Source organism: Serratia sp. CY76391, from assembly GCF_052166695.1.
GTDB classification, from domain to species: domain Bacteria; phylum Pseudomonadota; class Gammaproteobacteria; order Enterobacterales; family Enterobacteriaceae; genus Serratia; species Serratia nematodiphila.
The window spans coordinates 41,679-56,343 of sequence record NZ_JBJNOJ010000008.1; the positions used below are offsets into that span (position 1 = coordinate 41,679).

Annotated in this window: 14 protein-coding genes; 6 read left to right on the forward strand and 8 right to left on the reverse strand. The window is 57.3% G+C overall.

The features are described 5' to 3' along the window. Positions 1–33: 33 nt before the first annotated feature. A complete protein-coding gene (locus ACJ8PN_RS15480; RefSeq protein ID WP_004932286.1) occupies positions 34–690 on the forward strand; it encodes a fumarylacetoacetate hydrolase family protein in 657 nt (218 codons plus the stop codon). 122 nt (positions 691–812) lie between these two features. Next, the gene (locus tag ACJ8PN_RS15485) at positions 813–1,259 is read left to right on the forward strand and encodes a YcgN family cysteine cluster protein (protein WP_004932284.1); all 447 of its coding nucleotides are present in this window, start codon (positions 813–815) and stop codon (positions 1,257–1,259) included. 113 nt (positions 1,260–1,372) lie between these two features. On the opposite strand, the gene ACJ8PN_RS15490 is transcribed toward ACJ8PN_RS15485, so the two are convergent. From ACJ8PN_RS15490 to nhaB, 3 genes are all read right to left on the reverse strand, one after another. After that, positions 1,373–2,134 carry an aspartyl/asparaginyl beta-hydroxylase domain-containing protein gene (locus tag ACJ8PN_RS15490; protein WP_351105949.1) on the reverse strand — a complete coding sequence of 254 codons (762 nt, stop codon included), beginning with the start codon at positions 2,132–2,134 and terminating at the stop codon, positions 1,373–1,375. Between the two features lie 701 nt (positions 2,135–2,835). Beyond that, positions 2,836–3,366 (reverse strand): disulfide bond formation protein DsbB, encoded by a 531-nt coding sequence (dsbB, locus tag ACJ8PN_RS15495; protein ID WP_004932277.1) that lies wholly within the window; start codon positions 3,364–3,366, stop codon positions 2,836–2,838. A 120-nt stretch (positions 3,367–3,486) separates the two neighbouring features. After that, positions 3,487–5,052 (reverse strand): sodium/proton antiporter NhaB, encoded by a 1,566-nt coding sequence (nhaB, locus tag ACJ8PN_RS15500; RefSeq protein ID WP_171454174.1) that lies wholly within the window; start codon positions 5,050–5,052, stop codon positions 3,487–3,489. 243 nt (positions 5,053–5,295) lie between these two features. On the opposite strand from nhaB, the gene fadR reads away from it, so the two are divergent. Then, a complete protein-coding gene (fadR, locus tag ACJ8PN_RS15505; RefSeq protein ID WP_004932271.1) occupies positions 5,296–6,015 on the forward strand; it encodes a fatty acid metabolism transcriptional regulator FadR in 720 nt (239 codons plus the stop codon). A 57-nt stretch (positions 6,016–6,072) separates the two neighbouring features. Here the strand turns inward: fadR and ACJ8PN_RS15510 are convergent, their stop codons facing one another. Then, positions 6,073–7,608, reverse strand: a complete 1,536-nt coding sequence (locus ACJ8PN_RS15510) for a SpoVR family protein (RefSeq protein WP_442535052.1) — start codon at positions 7,606–7,608, stop codon at positions 6,073–6,075. Positions 7,609–7,906: 298 nt separating this feature from the next. Here ACJ8PN_RS15510 and zinT point away from each other — a divergent pair, with 298 nt between their 5' ends. Continuing rightward, positions 7,907–8,557, forward strand: coding sequence for a metal-binding protein ZinT (gene zinT, locus ACJ8PN_RS15515; RefSeq protein WP_004932265.1), 651 nt, complete (start codon positions 7,907–7,909; stop codon positions 8,555–8,557). A gap of 46 nt (positions 8,558–8,603) precedes the next feature. Here zinT and ACJ8PN_RS15520 read toward each other — a convergent pair whose 3' ends face one another. Further along, on the reverse strand, positions 8,604–8,921 hold the full coding sequence (locus tag ACJ8PN_RS15520) for an antibiotic biosynthesis monooxygenase family protein (protein ID WP_033632861.1): 318 nt from the start codon (positions 8,919–8,921) through the stop codon (positions 8,604–8,606). Positions 8,922–9,460: 539 nt separating this feature from the next. Here ACJ8PN_RS15520 and ACJ8PN_RS15525 point away from each other — a divergent pair. Both ACJ8PN_RS15525 and dadX read left to right on the forward strand, forming a co-directional pair. Next, a complete protein-coding gene (locus ACJ8PN_RS15525; RefSeq protein ID WP_437188773.1) occupies positions 9,461–10,765 on the forward strand; it encodes a D-amino acid dehydrogenase in 1,305 nt (434 codons plus the stop codon). 76 nt (positions 10,766–10,841) lie between these two features. Then, positions 10,842–11,915, forward strand: a complete 1,074-nt coding sequence (gene dadX / locus ACJ8PN_RS15530) for a catabolic alanine racemase DadX (protein WP_411260828.1) — start codon at positions 10,842–10,844, stop codon at positions 11,913–11,915. A gap of 8 nt (positions 11,916–11,923) precedes the next feature. Here dadX and ACJ8PN_RS15535 read toward each other — a convergent pair whose 3' ends face one another. The 3 genes from ACJ8PN_RS15535 to ACJ8PN_RS15545 form a co-directional block, all read right to left on the reverse strand. Then, positions 11,924–13,117, reverse strand: coding sequence for a Bcr/CflA family efflux MFS transporter (locus ACJ8PN_RS15535; protein WP_351109615.1), 1,194 nt, complete (start codon positions 13,115–13,117; stop codon positions 11,924–11,926). Positions 13,118–13,194: 77 nt separating this feature from the next. Further along, positions 13,195–13,755, reverse strand: coding sequence for a 3'-5' exonuclease (locus ACJ8PN_RS15540; protein WP_049186401.1), 561 nt, complete (start codon positions 13,753–13,755; stop codon positions 13,195–13,197). 306 nt (positions 13,756–14,061) lie between these two features. After that, positions 14,062–14,544 carry a hypothetical protein gene (locus ACJ8PN_RS15545; RefSeq protein ID WP_442535053.1) on the reverse strand — a complete coding sequence of 161 codons (483 nt, stop codon included), beginning with the start codon at positions 14,542–14,544 and terminating at the stop codon, positions 14,062–14,064. Positions 14,545–14,665: the final 121 nt, after the last annotated feature.

Consider the following 14,665-nt stretch of genomic DNA (forward strand, 5'->3'; position numbering starts at 1 on the left):
CGCGCCAAGCCTCTACAGTTTGGGAGAAGCGGTATGTATCAACATAGAGACTGGCAGGGTTCGCTGCTCGATTTCCCAGTGAACAAGGTGGTCTGCGTCGGCAGCAACTACGCCGATCACATCAAGGAAATGGGCAGCGCGGTGTCCGTCGAACCGGTGGTGTTTATCAAACCGGAAACGGCGTTGTGTGATATTCGCCAGCCGGTGGCCATCCCCAAAGAGTTCGGTGCGGTGCATCATGAGGTGGAGCTGGCGGTATTGATCGGCACGCCGTTGAAACAGGCCAACGAAGATCGCGTTGCGCGGGCGATCGCCGGTTACGGTGTGGCGCTCGATCTGACGCTGCGCGATCTGCAAGCGGGCTTTAAAAAGGCCGGTCAGCCGTGGGAAAAGGCCAAGGCCTTCGACGGTTCCTGCCCGATGTCGGGATTTATCCCGGTGGCGGAATTCGGCGATCCGCAAAACGCCGAGCTGTCGTTGACCGTCAACGATCAATTGCGCCAGCAGGGCAATACGCGCGACATGATCACGCCAATCCTGCCGCTTATCAGCTACATGAGCCGCTTCTTCACGCTGCGCGCCGGCGACATCATTCTGACCGGCACGCCGCAGGGCGTGGGCCCGATGGCTTCCGGCGACATGCTGAAAATCAGCCTGAACGGCAAAACGCTCAGCACCCGGGTGATCTGATTTCTCCTTGCCGCCGGCATCGTCGGCGGCAAAGCTTGCATCTTGTGGCTAAAATGTCTATATAGTCCCCCCTCGAACCTGCGCGCAGGTGACTTATCCATTTACCGAAACCGGACGCTAACATGTCACAACTCGCTTTTTGGCAACAGAAAACGCTGGCGGAAATGTCAGAACAAGAGTGGGAATCGCTGTGCGACGGGTGCGGGCAATGCTGTTTGAATAAGCTGATCGACGAAGATACCGACGAGATTTATTTTACCAACGTAGCCTGCAACCAGCTCAACATCAAATCCTGCCAATGCCGTAACTATGAGCGGCGCTTCGAGCTGGAAGAAGACTGCATCAAACTGACGCGCGAGAACCTCACTACCTTCGATTGGCTGCCGCCGACCTGCGCCTATCGCCTGATCGGCGAAGGCAAGCCGCTGTTTCCCTGGCACCCGCTGATCAGCGGCTCCAAAGCGGCGATGCACGGCGAGCGCATCACGGTGCGGCATATTGCGGTGCGCGAGAGTGAAGTAGTGGACTGGCAGGATCATATCCTCAATAAGCCTGACTGGGCCAGATAACGCGGATACCTTGACAGATGTTGCTCGGCAACACGAGTTTTAATGCCAGAGGGCGGCGTGTTAAGACATTCCGCCCTCTTGGCTATTGAGCTTACGCGCGTGAGACTCTTGCTTCACGCTTTTTTATCTCGGCGATGCCAGTTGGCCAGATTTTTCAGCGGCTGCTTCACATACGGGCTGGCTTTGATCAGGCTGAACAGCAGTTTATTCACCGCCGTGCCCACTTTGTCCATTGGCCGGTCGATATCGAGAAACAGCACCGCACGCAGCTCGTCGGTATCATTGCGGACCTCGTGTTCATAAGAATCATCAAACAAAATCACCTTGCCTTCATCCCAGTGCAGAATTTGGTCGTCAACGCGGATCCAGAGCTTGTCCCGATCCTTTGGCACGATCAATCCCAGATGCGCGCGCACGACGGCTCGAGTCGGGCCCTTGTGGGGCACGATGTGATAGTGCGGTTTGAGGATTGAAAACATGGCGGTGCGCATGCCCGGGATCTCGCTGACCGCCTCTGCCGTGCGCGGGCAGACGGCGCAGTTTTCATCAACCCGTTGCCCGTAGACAAACAGCCCGAAGGTTTTCCAGTTATCTCCTTTAGAGATGCGTTTCTGATCCGGCGATATTTGGTGGAACGCTGGGATATCCTCCGGGTGCTCCAGCAACCGATCCAACTCCTCGCGAATGGCCGGCCAACGAGCTTCCAGCGCCGTCACCCAATGAAATTCATGATTACCGATCCGCGGCGTGGTGGAGATGAGCGAATGGCGAGTCTGAAATTCGCCGTTCCAGCGCAGGAATTTTTTCCCGGCTTTGAGCAGCATGCGCCGCAGGAAGGGGCGCTGAGACGAAGGGGGCAATGTGGTATCCGGCATAGTATCGTTTCCTTGATGTCATATGATGTGCTGTAGTCAGCCAAAACCTGGCTCACAGGAAGAAAGGGTGAAAGTCAACACGTCATTTAGCATAGGGAAAGCATCGCGAACGATTTTAATCTTTAGTGCGCGAATGGCGTTGATGCTTGCTGCCGGATAGAGGCAAATTCCAACAATTTATTTAAGGATGGTAAGGGCTTGTGTGGGGGAGGAAGGGGAAAAAAGCCCCTGCAAAGATGAGGGGCAAGACACACAACAACACCAGGGAAATCGGTAGTACTCACTTTGCCGATACTATAAGGATTTTATGGGTAAACTTCACCAAAATATTGTGCTCTGAATGTGACAAAGGTGCAGTCGTTCATAAGTAACGGTAATTTATTGATGCTCGAAGGCTGAAAGGAATGAGCCAGAACAGCCAGTTTTTAGTCGCCGATATCGCAGAAGTTTAATGTTATGTAAATTACGCGCTTAATTGTGCCAGGATGCTTCTTTTTAAACGATAAGTTGGGTAATTTGGCCACTCTCCCGCAAGTTCGAGAGTATAACAATGAAAATGATCCGCCTGTTTGCCGTAGCTGGAGCGCTGATCGTGCTCGTTTACTTCCTTACACATACCTGAGGTGGCTTTATCTCGGAATGTGGCAGCAATACCTAAAAAAAACGGCGCCTTCCGGCGCCGTTTTTTGTTTGTCTGCCGATCAGCGGCCGAACAGGTCGCGGCGGCGTGGGCGAACAAACTGCGCGATCAGCACAATCAGCGCCACCAGCAGATAGGCGCCGAAGATGCCGACCAACCATTGCGGCATTTCCAACGTCAGGAATTGCCATTGACGCACGGAGCAGTCACCGGAAGCGTGAAACACCGCCGGCAGCCATTTGTCCAGCGGCAGCCAGGACGGGAAGCTGACGAAGAAATCGCAGGTATTGAATGGCGAAGGATGCAACTGGATCATGGTGTGCTTCCACGCCAGCTGTACGCCTTCCCAGGCGCTGTAGATCCACAGCAAGATCGCCGCGTAGCGCAGCGGCGTTTTCGGCGCGATGGCGCCCACCAGCGAGGCGCCAAGGATACCGAACAGCGCGCAACGCTCGTAAATGCACATCACGCACGGCTGCAGCAGCATAACGTGCTGGAAATAGAGCGCGACCAGTTCCAACACCAACGCTGTCAGGGCCATCAGCAGCCAGGCGCCGCGTCCTTGTGAACAGCGGTTAAAGAATTGCAACATATCTAGATTCTTCCATGCAGTAAGCAATTGAACCGGCAGTGTAAACCAATTCCTCTTCGCTGCCAGCCACCTGGGCCGGATTCAGCGTAAAAATAGTCGGTTCACCCTGCCGGCGCCGTCTCAGTGGCCGACGGCGTCGATGGACGGCAGCGTCAGCCAATGCCACTGCGTCAACAGCTCGGTCGCCGGTTCCAAGGTGAACTGGACGCACAGCAGGCCAACCACCGTCAGCACCACCGTATAAGGCAGGGCCATCCATACCATGCGGCCATACGACAAACGCACCAGCGGCGCCAGCGCAGACGTCAGCAGAAACAGAAACGCCGCCTGCCCGTTAGGGGTAGCGACCGAGGGCAGGTTGGTGCCGGTATTGATGGCGACCGCCAGCAGCTCGAACTGCTTCAGCCCGATAGCGCCGGTTTCCAGCGCGGTGCGCGCCTCGTTGATGTAAACCGTGCCGACGAACACGTTGTCGGAAACCGACGACAGCAGGCCGTTGAACAGGTAGAACAGCGAAAGCTGAGAGGCGGGCTCGGCGCGCAGCACAAACTGGATCACCGGGCTGAACAGGTGCTGCTCGATGATGACCGCGACCACGGTGAAAAACACCGTCAGCAGCGCGGTGAACGGCAGCGCTTCCTGGAACGCTTTGCCGATGGCGTGTTCGTCGTTCACGCCGCACAGGGAGGTGGCGAGAACGATGACCGACAGGCCAATCAGCCCCACTTCAGCCAGGTGGAAGGCCAGCGCCAGCACCAGCCAAACGCCGATCAGCGCTTGCATCACCAGTTTGAGCCGTTCTTGTTTGCTACGGCCCGCAGTGGCCTTGCGGTCATACTCTTTCAGCACGTCGCGTACCGCTTCCGGTAGCTGCGCGCCGTAGCCAAACAGGCGAAAACGTTCTACCAGCCAACAAACCAGCAGGCCGCACACCAACACCGGCAGCGTGACCGGTGACATTCGCAGGAAGAAATCGATAAAACCCCAGCCCGCGTTTTTGGCGATGATCAGGTTTTGCGGCTCGCCCACCATGGTCATGACCCCGCCGAGCGCGGTGCCGACGCCGGCGTGCATCAGCAGGCTGCGCAGAAAGGCGCGGAATTGCTCCAGCGTCTGTTTGCGCTCTTCGCCGGTAAAATCGCTGTCATCGCCGATGTCGCCGTCGGGGCGATTCGACGTCACGTTGTGATAGATGGAATAGAAGCCGGTGGCCACGCTGATCACCACCGCCACGACCGTCAGCGCGTCGAGGAAGGCGGAAAGAAAGGCAGCGGCCAGGCAGAACGCCAGCGACAGCAGCGTTTTCGAGCGGATGTTGAGCAGCAGCTTGGTGAACACGAACAGCAGCAGTTGCTTCATAAAGTAGATGCCGGCCACCATAAAGATCAGCAGCAGCAACACGTCCAGATTATGTTCGATTTCCTGCGAGACCTGCGCCGGGCTGGTCATGCCGATGGCCACGGCCTCGAGCGCCAGCAGGCCGCCCGGCAGCAGCGGGTAGCATTTCAGCGCCATCGCCAGGGTAAAGATGAACTCGACTACCAGCAGCCAACCCGCGATAAACGGGCTGGCGAAAAAGAACACCAGGGGGTTGATCGCCAGAAAAATGAGAATAGTCAGTTTGTACCAGTCGGGAGATTGCCCCAGAAAATTTTTGAGCAGGGCGCTACGCAGGGTTGTTTCCATTGTGCTCTATGCATCCTTCAATCAGTCGTAGCACGTACCCTAACAATGCGGTGGGGGCGTGCGCAACCTGAGCTTGTTTTACGATGAGAAAATTCCTCCGACCGGTATTTTTGCTCGTTTTTTGCCACGTTATGCACACTTTCGTTTATTGTTTTTCGCTCACGCTATGTCATGTCAGCACGATCTGGTATGATGAGCTGATTACTTTTACTGATTTTATCGTCGCAACGGAACGTCAAACACATGGTCATAAAGGCGCAGAGTCCTGCCGGTTTCGCGGAAGAGTACATTATTGAGAGTATTTGGAATAATCGCTTCCCCCCTGGCTCTATTTTGCCCGCGGAGCGTGAGCTTTCGGAGTTGATTGGCGTCACGCGCACCACGTTACGTGAAGTGTTGCAACGTCTGGCCCGCGATGGCTGGTTGACCATTCAGCATGGCAAACCGACCAAAGTGAACAATTTTTGGGAAACGTCCGGCCTCAATATCCTTGAGACGGTGGCCCGTCTCGATCACAAAAGCGTCCCTCAGCTGATCGATAACCTGCTGTCCGTGCGTACCAATATCGCGTCGATCTTTATTCGCGCCGCGGTGCGCAATCATCCGGAGCAGGCCCAGGAAGTGTTGGCGAAGGCCGCCGAGGTAGAAGATCAGGCGGACGCTTTCAATCTGCTCGATTACGAGATCTTCCGCGGTCTGGCGTTCGCTTCCGGCAACCCGATCTACGGCCTTATCTTCAACGGTCTGAAAGGGCTGTACACCCGCGTGGGCCGTTACTACTTCTCCAATCCGGAAGCGCGCAAGCTGGCGCTGGCCTTCTACAGCAAGCTGTCCACGCTGTGCCATGAGAAATTGTACGACCAGGTGATGGATACCGTGCGCAGCTACGGTAAAGACAGCGGAGCGATTTGGCAGAGCATGCAGGGCACCATGCCGAGCGATCTGACCGAAGCGCGTCGTTAATCGCGAGTCAATGAAATAAGAAAGGGCGCCATGCGGCGCCCTTTGTCGTTGTGGCGGTTACAGCGGCGTAGGCCGCGGCGGGCAGCGATCGAGCAGCTCTACACTGCAGTCTTCATTTTGCTGCTCGAGGATCACGTCGAAGCCCCACAGGCGATGCAGGTGCTTCAACACGTCGCGGCGGCTCTTATCCAGTGGCGCGCGTTCCTGCGGGATGTAGCGCAATGTCAGCGAGCGGTCACCGCGCAGATCCACGTTCCAGATCTGAATGTTCGGCTCATGGTTGCTCAAGTTGTATTGCGCTGACAGCTCCTGGCGGATCGCCCGGTACCCGGCTTCGTTATGGATCGCGGCAATCTCCAGATAGTTGTTGCGATCGTCGTCCAGCACGGTGAACAACCGGAAATCGCGCATCACTTTGGGTGACAGGAACTGGCTGATAAAGCTCTCGTCCTTGAAGTCGCGCATGGCGAAGTGCAATGTCTCCAGCCAGTCTTTTCCGGCGATGTCCGGGAACCAGTAGCGGTCTTCTTCGGTCGGCGATTGGCAGATGCGCTTGATGTCCTGGAACATGGCGAAGCCCAGCGCATAAGGGTTGATGCCGTTATAGTACGGGCTGTTGTATGGCGGCTGATACACCACGTTGGTGTGGCTGTGCAAAAACTCCAGCATAAACCGCTCGGTCACTCGGCCCTCATCGTACAGATGGTTGAGGATGGTGTAATGCCAGAAGGTGGCCCAACCCTCGTTCATCACCTGAGTCTGCTTTTGCGGGTAGAAATACTGGCTGACTTTGCGCACGATGCGCAACACCTCACGCTGCCAGGGTTCCAGCAGCGGTGCATTCTTTTCAATAAAATAGAGGATATTTTCCTGCGGTTCGCTCGGATACCGGCGCGCCTGCTCCGGCGACTCTTCGCGTTCGACGCGTGGCAAGGTCTTCCATAACGTATTCACCTGGCTTTGCAGATACTCTTCGCGGCTTTTCTGGCGCGCTTTCTCTTCCACCAGGGAGATTTTCTGCGGGCGCTTGTACCTGTCGACCCCATAGTTCATCAGCGCATGGCAAGAGTCCAGCAGCCGCTCCACTTCATCGACGCCGTAGCGCTCTTCGCACTGGCTGATGTAGTGGCGGGCGAACAGCAGATAATCGACGATGGAGCTGGCGTCGGTCCAGCTGCGGAACAGATAGTTATTCTTGAAGAACGAGTTGTGGCCATAGCAGGCGTGCGCCATCACCAGCGCCTGCATGGTGATGGTGTTCTCCTCCATCAGGTAGGCGATGCAGGGATTGGAGTTGATGACGATTTCATACGCCAGCCCTTGCTGGCCCTGTTTGTAGCGCTGTTCGGTTTCGATGAACTTCTTGCCGAAGGACCAATGGGTATAGTTGATCGGCATGCCGACGCTCGAATAGGCGTCCATCATCTGCTCGGAGGTGATCACCTCGATTTGATGGGGGTAGGTGTCGAGTCGGTAATGCTTGGCGACGCGGTCGATCTGCTCCAAATACACCTGCAGCAGTTCGAACGTCCAGTCCGGTCCATCGCTCAGACGTTTATCATCCTTAACCTTTTCATGTGTTGAAGTAGTCATCAGCGCACCCTCATTATTCACGGGTCTTGCTCAAACGGCAGACCCTGTAACAAGCATAGTTCAAGTCATAATTAACCATTGCAAATCAGTGAAATAAAAATGCCGGTACGCAAAGGAGCGAACGGCGATCAATCCGGCGCCCGTCCCGGCAGAAGGCGGTGCGGCACCGCACTTCCTCTTCGAGTATAACCCTGCGGCAGGGGGGCGCAACACAATGCCTGTTGCACGACAAGGATTGAAAATTGTTATGTTATATTGTAACTTTTAATTTTTCTCGATAACGGACAAGGAGCGCATTTTGGCGAGGCATTTTGGCAAACTGGCGGTGGCGCTGGCCGCGTTGTTTATCAGCGGGCAGGCATGCGCCCACGGGCATCATTCACATGGCAAGCCGCTGACGGAGGCGGAAAAAAAGGCGGAGGCGGGGGTGTTCGACGATAAGGACGTCAAAGATCGCGACCTGGCCGACTGGGAGGGCGTGTGGCAATCCGTGTATCCCTATCTGCTCAATGGGGATCTTGACCCGGTGTTCAAGAAGAAAGCGGCACAGGACAAGCGCAAGACCTTCGCCGAAGTGAAGGCGTATTACCGCAAAGGGTATGCCACCGATGTGGATACCATCGGCATTGAAAACGGTGTCATGGAATTTCACCGCGGTGACCAATCCAGCGCCTGTCAGTATAAGTACGCCGGGCATAAGATCCTGACGTATGTTTCCGGTAAAAAGGGCGTGCGTTATCTGTTCGAGTGCCAGGATGCCGGCAGCCTGGCACCGAAATTCGTGCAGTTCAGCGATCACATTATCGGCCCGCGCAAATCGGCGCATTTCCATATCTTTATGGGCAACACGTCGCAGGAAGCGTTGCTGAAAGAGATGGATAACTGGCCGACTTACTACCCATTCCAACTGCAAACCAAAGAAGTCGTGGACGAGATGCTGCATCATTGATGCTGCTCGTTCCCGCAACCACAAGCCCGCCTGTGTGGGCTTGTGCTCAGTCAAACGGTCTGATTTGCAGGTAATCGTCCGTCACTTCCATTTCAAATAGCGTTTTATCTGCCAACAAGGTCGCACGCATTCGTTCCCGGGCTTGCCGGTAGCGTTCATCCAACTGAATATCACCGGCGCTTTCCCATGCGACTCGGCTTGGCCATTGCGCATAGCCGATAAACTGCCCGCCCACATCCCGATGCAGGCGCGAGCCGAGGCTGCCGCGCTGCAGATAGATGCCTTGGGTCAACGCTAGCCAAGCCTGGCGAAAGGCGTGTTCGTGTCCGGGTTTGACTGAAAACTGGTAAATGGCGATGAACATGAGGCGTTCTCCACAATAGCGACAGTGTGAACTTTAGGCGCTGCTTCTGGCTTTAACGTTCATATCGTGCTGCAGCGTTCAACATAAGCGGGTGGGCTATGGGCTCGGGTGTTTTATTCCAGTAGTGAAAGCAAGGTTAACGGCAGCTGAAATTTTGCGCGATTTTTCTGCTGCGGAGGGAGGAGGCTCTCTTTGTTTGTTATGTTGGTATTTTTTATTTTATTGGATTTTTATTCTGCTTAAATGTTGGCTGGTATTTTTATATTCTGTTAAATCAATGTTGCTTATCACGCCTTTTTTGAGTGCTATCATTGATAGCGTTGATATCAATTCAGTGGCGGTATGACGCCATAATCCCCTCTAAACCGCATCTTATCGCTATTTGCAGACGGCTATTGCAAATACATGGCCCATCGACGATAAATTAATTGTGAATATTGTCACGTTTGATGACGAAGTTGTTGGACGGATTTTTTCACTGAGTTAATTTCCTGTAAGCAGAAGATTATGCTTTGTGAAGCCTTGGGCTGGAGTCAGCGATGCGAGTGGTAATTTTAGGTAGTGGAGTGGTGGGCGTAGCCAGTGCCTGGTATTTGGCGAAGGCGGGGCATGAGGTAACGGTGATCGATCGTCAGCCAGGCCCCGCACTGGAAACCAGCGCGGCGAACGCCGGGCAGATTTCACCGGGTTATGCTGCCCCCTGGGCGGCGCCGGGCGTGCCGCTGAAGGCCATCAAGTGGATGTTCCAGCGCCATGCGCCGTTGGCCATCCGCCTCGACGGCAGCAGCTTCCAGCTGAGCTGGATGTGGCAGATGTTGAAAAACTGCAACACCGAACACTACATGACCAACAAAGGCCGCATGGTGCGCCTGGCGGAATACAGCCGCGATTGTATCAAGGCGCTGCGTCAGGAAACCGGCATCCAGTACGAAGGTCGCCAGGGCGGCACGCTGCAGCTGTTTCGCACTCAACAACAGTTCGAAAACGCCGCGAAAGACATTGCGGTATTGGAAGATGCCGGCGTGCCTTACAGATTGCTGGAAGCCGGCCAGCTCGGCAGCGTCGAGCCAGCATTGGCGCAGGTGGCGCACAAGCTGACCGGTGGCCTGCAGTTGCCGAACGACGAAACCGGCGATTGCCAGCTGTTTACGCAACAGTTGGCGAAGATGGCAGAGCAGGCGGGCGTCACCTTCCTGTTCAACCGCAGCGTCGAGCGTCTGCTGGTGGAGGGCGACAAGATCGCCGGCGTGCAGTGCGGCGAGGAAGTGTTCAAGGCCGACTGCTATGTGGTGGCGTTCGGCTCGTACTCCACGGCGCTGCTGCGCGGCCTGGTGTCCATTCCGGTTTACCCGCTGAAGGGCTATTCGTTGACCATTCCTATCACCGACGAAGCGGCGGCGCCGTTCTCTACGGTATTGGATGAGACGTATAAAATCGCCATCACACGCTTCGACCAGCGCATTCGCGTTGGCGGCATGGCGGAGATCGTCGGTTTCAATACGCAGCTGGAGCAAAAACGGCGCGAAACGCTGGAAATGGTTGTGCGCGATCTCTACCCGAACGGCGGCCGAGTGGAAGAGGCGACGTTCTGGACCGGCCTGCGGCCGATGACGCCGGACGGCACGCCAATTGTCGGCCGCACCTCGCTGAAGAACCTGTATCTCAATACCGGGCATGGCACGTTGGGCTGGACGATGGCCTGTGGCTCCGGGCAGTTGTTGTCCGATCTGATGTCCGGCATTACGCCGGCGATCCCTTCCGATGACCTGGCGGTGGCGCGTTACAGCGCCGGGTTTCGTCAGCAACACGCGGTTCCGCTGAACGACGTGCATCCCGCACGTTAATCGTTGACTCTGTCATAGACTTTCCCGGCCACGCGCAGGCGCGCGTGGCCGCCGTACGCTGCCCCAAGGAGAAGCGATGCCCCGTCCCATAACTGCCACGATGCATCTCGGCGCGATTGAAAATAACCTGCAGGTGGTGCGCCGTTTCGCCCCCGGCGCCAAAGTCTGGGCGGTGGTCAAGGCTAACGCCTATGGCCACGGCATCAAACACGTTTGGCGCAGCATGGCGCAAACCGACGGCTTCGCCATGCTGGATCTGGCCGAAGCGGTGCTGCTGCGCGAGTCGGGTTGGCAAGGGCCTATCCTGTTGTTGGAAGGCTTCTTCCAGCCGCAGGATCTGGCGTTGCTTGACCGTTATCGCCTGACGACGGCGGTGCACAGCGACTGGCAACTGGCGGCGATCGCCGACGCCACGCTGAACGCGCCGCTCAATGTCTATCTGAAAGTGAACAGTGGCATGAATCGGCTGGGGTTCGCACCCGGGCGGCTGCATGAGGTGTGGCGCAGGGCGCAGGCAGTAGCCAACATTGCCGAGCTTACGCTGATGAGCCATTTCGCCACCGCCGACGGCCCCGAAGGCGTGACGCAGCAGATGGCCACCATCGAGGCGGCGGCTACCGATATACCGCTGCCGCGCTGCCTGGCCAACTCGGCCGCCACGCTGTGGCACCCTTCGACCCACGGCAGTTGGATCCGTCCTGGGATCGTTCTCTATGGCGCTTCGCCGAGCGGTTGCTGGAATGACGTTGCGGCGACGGGGCTGCAGCCGGCGATGACGCTGAGCAGTGAAATCATCGGCATTCAGCAGCTGAAGTCTGGCGATCGCGTGGGCTACGGTGGCCGTTACAGCGCCGCCGGTGCGCAGCGTATCGGCGTGGTGGCCTGCGGTTATGCCGACGGCTATCCGCGTCATGCGCCGACCGGTACGCCGGTATGGGTTGGCGGCGTGCTGACGCGCACCCTGGGAACGGTATCGATGGATATGCTGGCGGTGGATCTGACGCCCTGTCCGCACGTTGAACTGGGCGCCGAGGTGGAGCTGTGGGGCAAACGCCTGCCGGTGGACGAGGTGGCCACGGCGGCAGGGACGTTAGGCTATGAACTGCTGTCGGCGTTAGCGGCGCGAGTGCCGGTCGCCATCGAAGCCTGAGCCGCGGCTCAGGCGACTTTTCTGATCTGCCCTTTAATCTGCTTGCTGAGCCGCCGCGCGTGCAGCGCCAGCAGGCAGCCCGCCAGCATCACCAGAGCCAGCGACAGCTTCGGTTGCAGCGGCAGCGCCATCGCCAGCAGCCCCAGCGCGGCGCCGCCCGCCATCTGCACGAAACCGACCAGCGCGGACGCGACGCCGGCCTCATTGGAGTAGGGTTCCAACGCGTAGCTGGTGGCCGGGCCCATCACGAATGCCAACCCGGCGCAGGCGCTGGCGACGGGCAGCATATACGCCAGCCAGTGCGCTTGCGCCGTCGCAGGCAGCAGCATGACGCCCAGCAGCAGGCCCAGACAGCCCAGCCCCATCAACATGCCGCCGGTCGCCAGACAAACCGGGCGGCCGACCTTGTGGATGATGCGGTTGGCGAAGAAGCTGACCAGCATGATCCAGAAACCGTTGGCGCCGAACACCAGCGAGAATTGCAGCGGCGTCAGGCCGGCGGTGCCCATCAGCACGTTCGGTGCCAGAGAAACGTAGGTCAGCGCCATGCCCATCGCCCCGGAGTTCACCACCGCAAAAGAGAGAAAACGCCGTTCGCTGAGGATGCGCGCGTATTGACGCACCGGCAACCCCTTGACCGGCACGGTGTCGGCGGGGCGAGTTTCCGGCAGGCGCAGCGCGATGAGCACCAACACCAGCAGCGCGTAGCCGACCAGGAACCAGAAGGGCGCGCGCCAGCCGAAGGCTTCGGCGAGCAGGCCGCCGAGCAGCGGCGCCAGCGCCGGGATGATGTTCAGCGTGCCGTTAAGAAAGCCGAAAGCGCGGGCGGCGTCGTCACCATTCAGGCGATCGCGCACGCCGCTGAAGGCGACGACGGCGGTACAGCAAACGGCCACTCCTTGCAGCAGACGCGAAGCGATGAAAATTGTCGGGCTGGTGGCCAGCGCCGCCATCGCGGCGCCGATCATGTAGAGGATAATGCCGGCCAGCGCCACCGGTTTGCGGCCATAGTTATCCACCAGCGGGCCGGCGACGACCTGGCCGAGGCCAAGTACCAGAATAAATAGCGATATGGTGGATTGGATCAGCGCTTCGCTGCTGCCCAGACCGACGGCAATAGCGGGAATCGTCGGCAGATAAAGATCGATGCCTAATGGGCCGAGCAGCACCAGGCTGAGAAGCATAAACAGAAACTTTTGCATAACAGAAAAGGCACGTCCGAGTGACAAAGAGGGCTAGAGTAGAGACTCTGGCGGCAAATGAAAAGGGGCAAAGCGGGTCAGCGCTGCGCCCCCTGACGATAATAGAGCGCCGAGACGGTATCGGCCACATAACGGGCCTGGTGGCGAGCATCATCCAGCGCACGATGCGGCATACCTTCGAACGGGCGAGCCTTTTTCGGGTTAAAGCCATGCAGTTCCGCCAGCGTGATCACCGTGCGCACGTCCTGAGTATCCCAAAACTTCCACGGGCAGGGCATTTCCAACTGCTGGAAGGCGTGTTCGAGGATCGCGCAGTCGAACTCTTTACCGTTCCCCCAGACCTTTACCGTATCGGTGCTGTTCATATGGATAAAACGGCTGAGACTGCTCAGCACGCGCTTGAGGCTCTCGGTGCCGCCGAAGGCCAGCTTGCGCGCTTCATCGGACTGTTTCGCCCACCAGGCGACCGTGTCCAGACTGATGGTTCGCCCCGGCTGATCTTTCTGGCTGCTGACGGCGGCCTCGAATTCGGCGCCGAGTTCCCCGGTCCGGGGATCGAAAAACACCGCCGCAACCACCAGAATGACGGCGCTGGGTTTTATATCCAGGGTTTCAATGTCTAACATCAGATGGTGCATCGGCGTTTCCGGTGGTGGGCGTGGTGGCTTAATGTTACTACAGAACGTGCGCCGATGCGGCCAGTACGCACATGAAATCCTTTTAAAGCGCCTCGTTCAGGTTATGATGCTCGTGATACTCTTGTCAGGTTGGTCGCTATCGGTGAGAACGCTTATCTTTATTCTGTGCATGGCCGGCTACTTGCTGTTGCTGGGCTACCTTAGCATGTTCGTCACGGACAAGATCTGTGAGAAGGCGGGTAACTACACCAAAATATGCCGCGTCGTAGACATTTCCGAACCTCATATTCCCAAATAGCCCCCAGTTTATCCCAGATAGTCGGTGGTAATCAGCGGCGTCAGGATGGCCGCCAGCGCCGTGAGCGCCCCCCATTGCCGCCAGCCCAGCCGCGCCAGCCAGTCATGCCGCTGCGGCGGTGTGGACAGTTGCCCGACGGCTACGGCGCCGGTCAGCAGCAGCGTCAGAATCAGCAGCACCAGGCAACGGCTCACCAGCGTGAACTCAACATGCAGCACATTGGCGTAATACAGGCGCATCAGAATAAAATAGCTCAGCAAGATCCAGGCGAAAACGACGTTCTTCTTGAGCACCTGCTGCAGCATCAACGCGAGAAACAGGCTGTGAAACAGCGACAACAGCGGGGCCTCGATCGGGTGCCGAACGCAGACGTTGTAGACCGCCATATAAATGTTGAAAACCAGCAGGGTATAGATCACATAAATATACCAGCCGTAGATGACCTTGAGCTTTTTCGGGGTCGGCGGCAGGGAGAGTGCGTCCGGTTTCATTAATGCCTCCTGATGATGCCATGTAAACGCTGTGCTTGAAGACGGCGCGGCGACATCGTAATTTAACATCCACAGGGTATATATCACCCGAGCGCTAAATGACAATTAAACGCGGGATTGG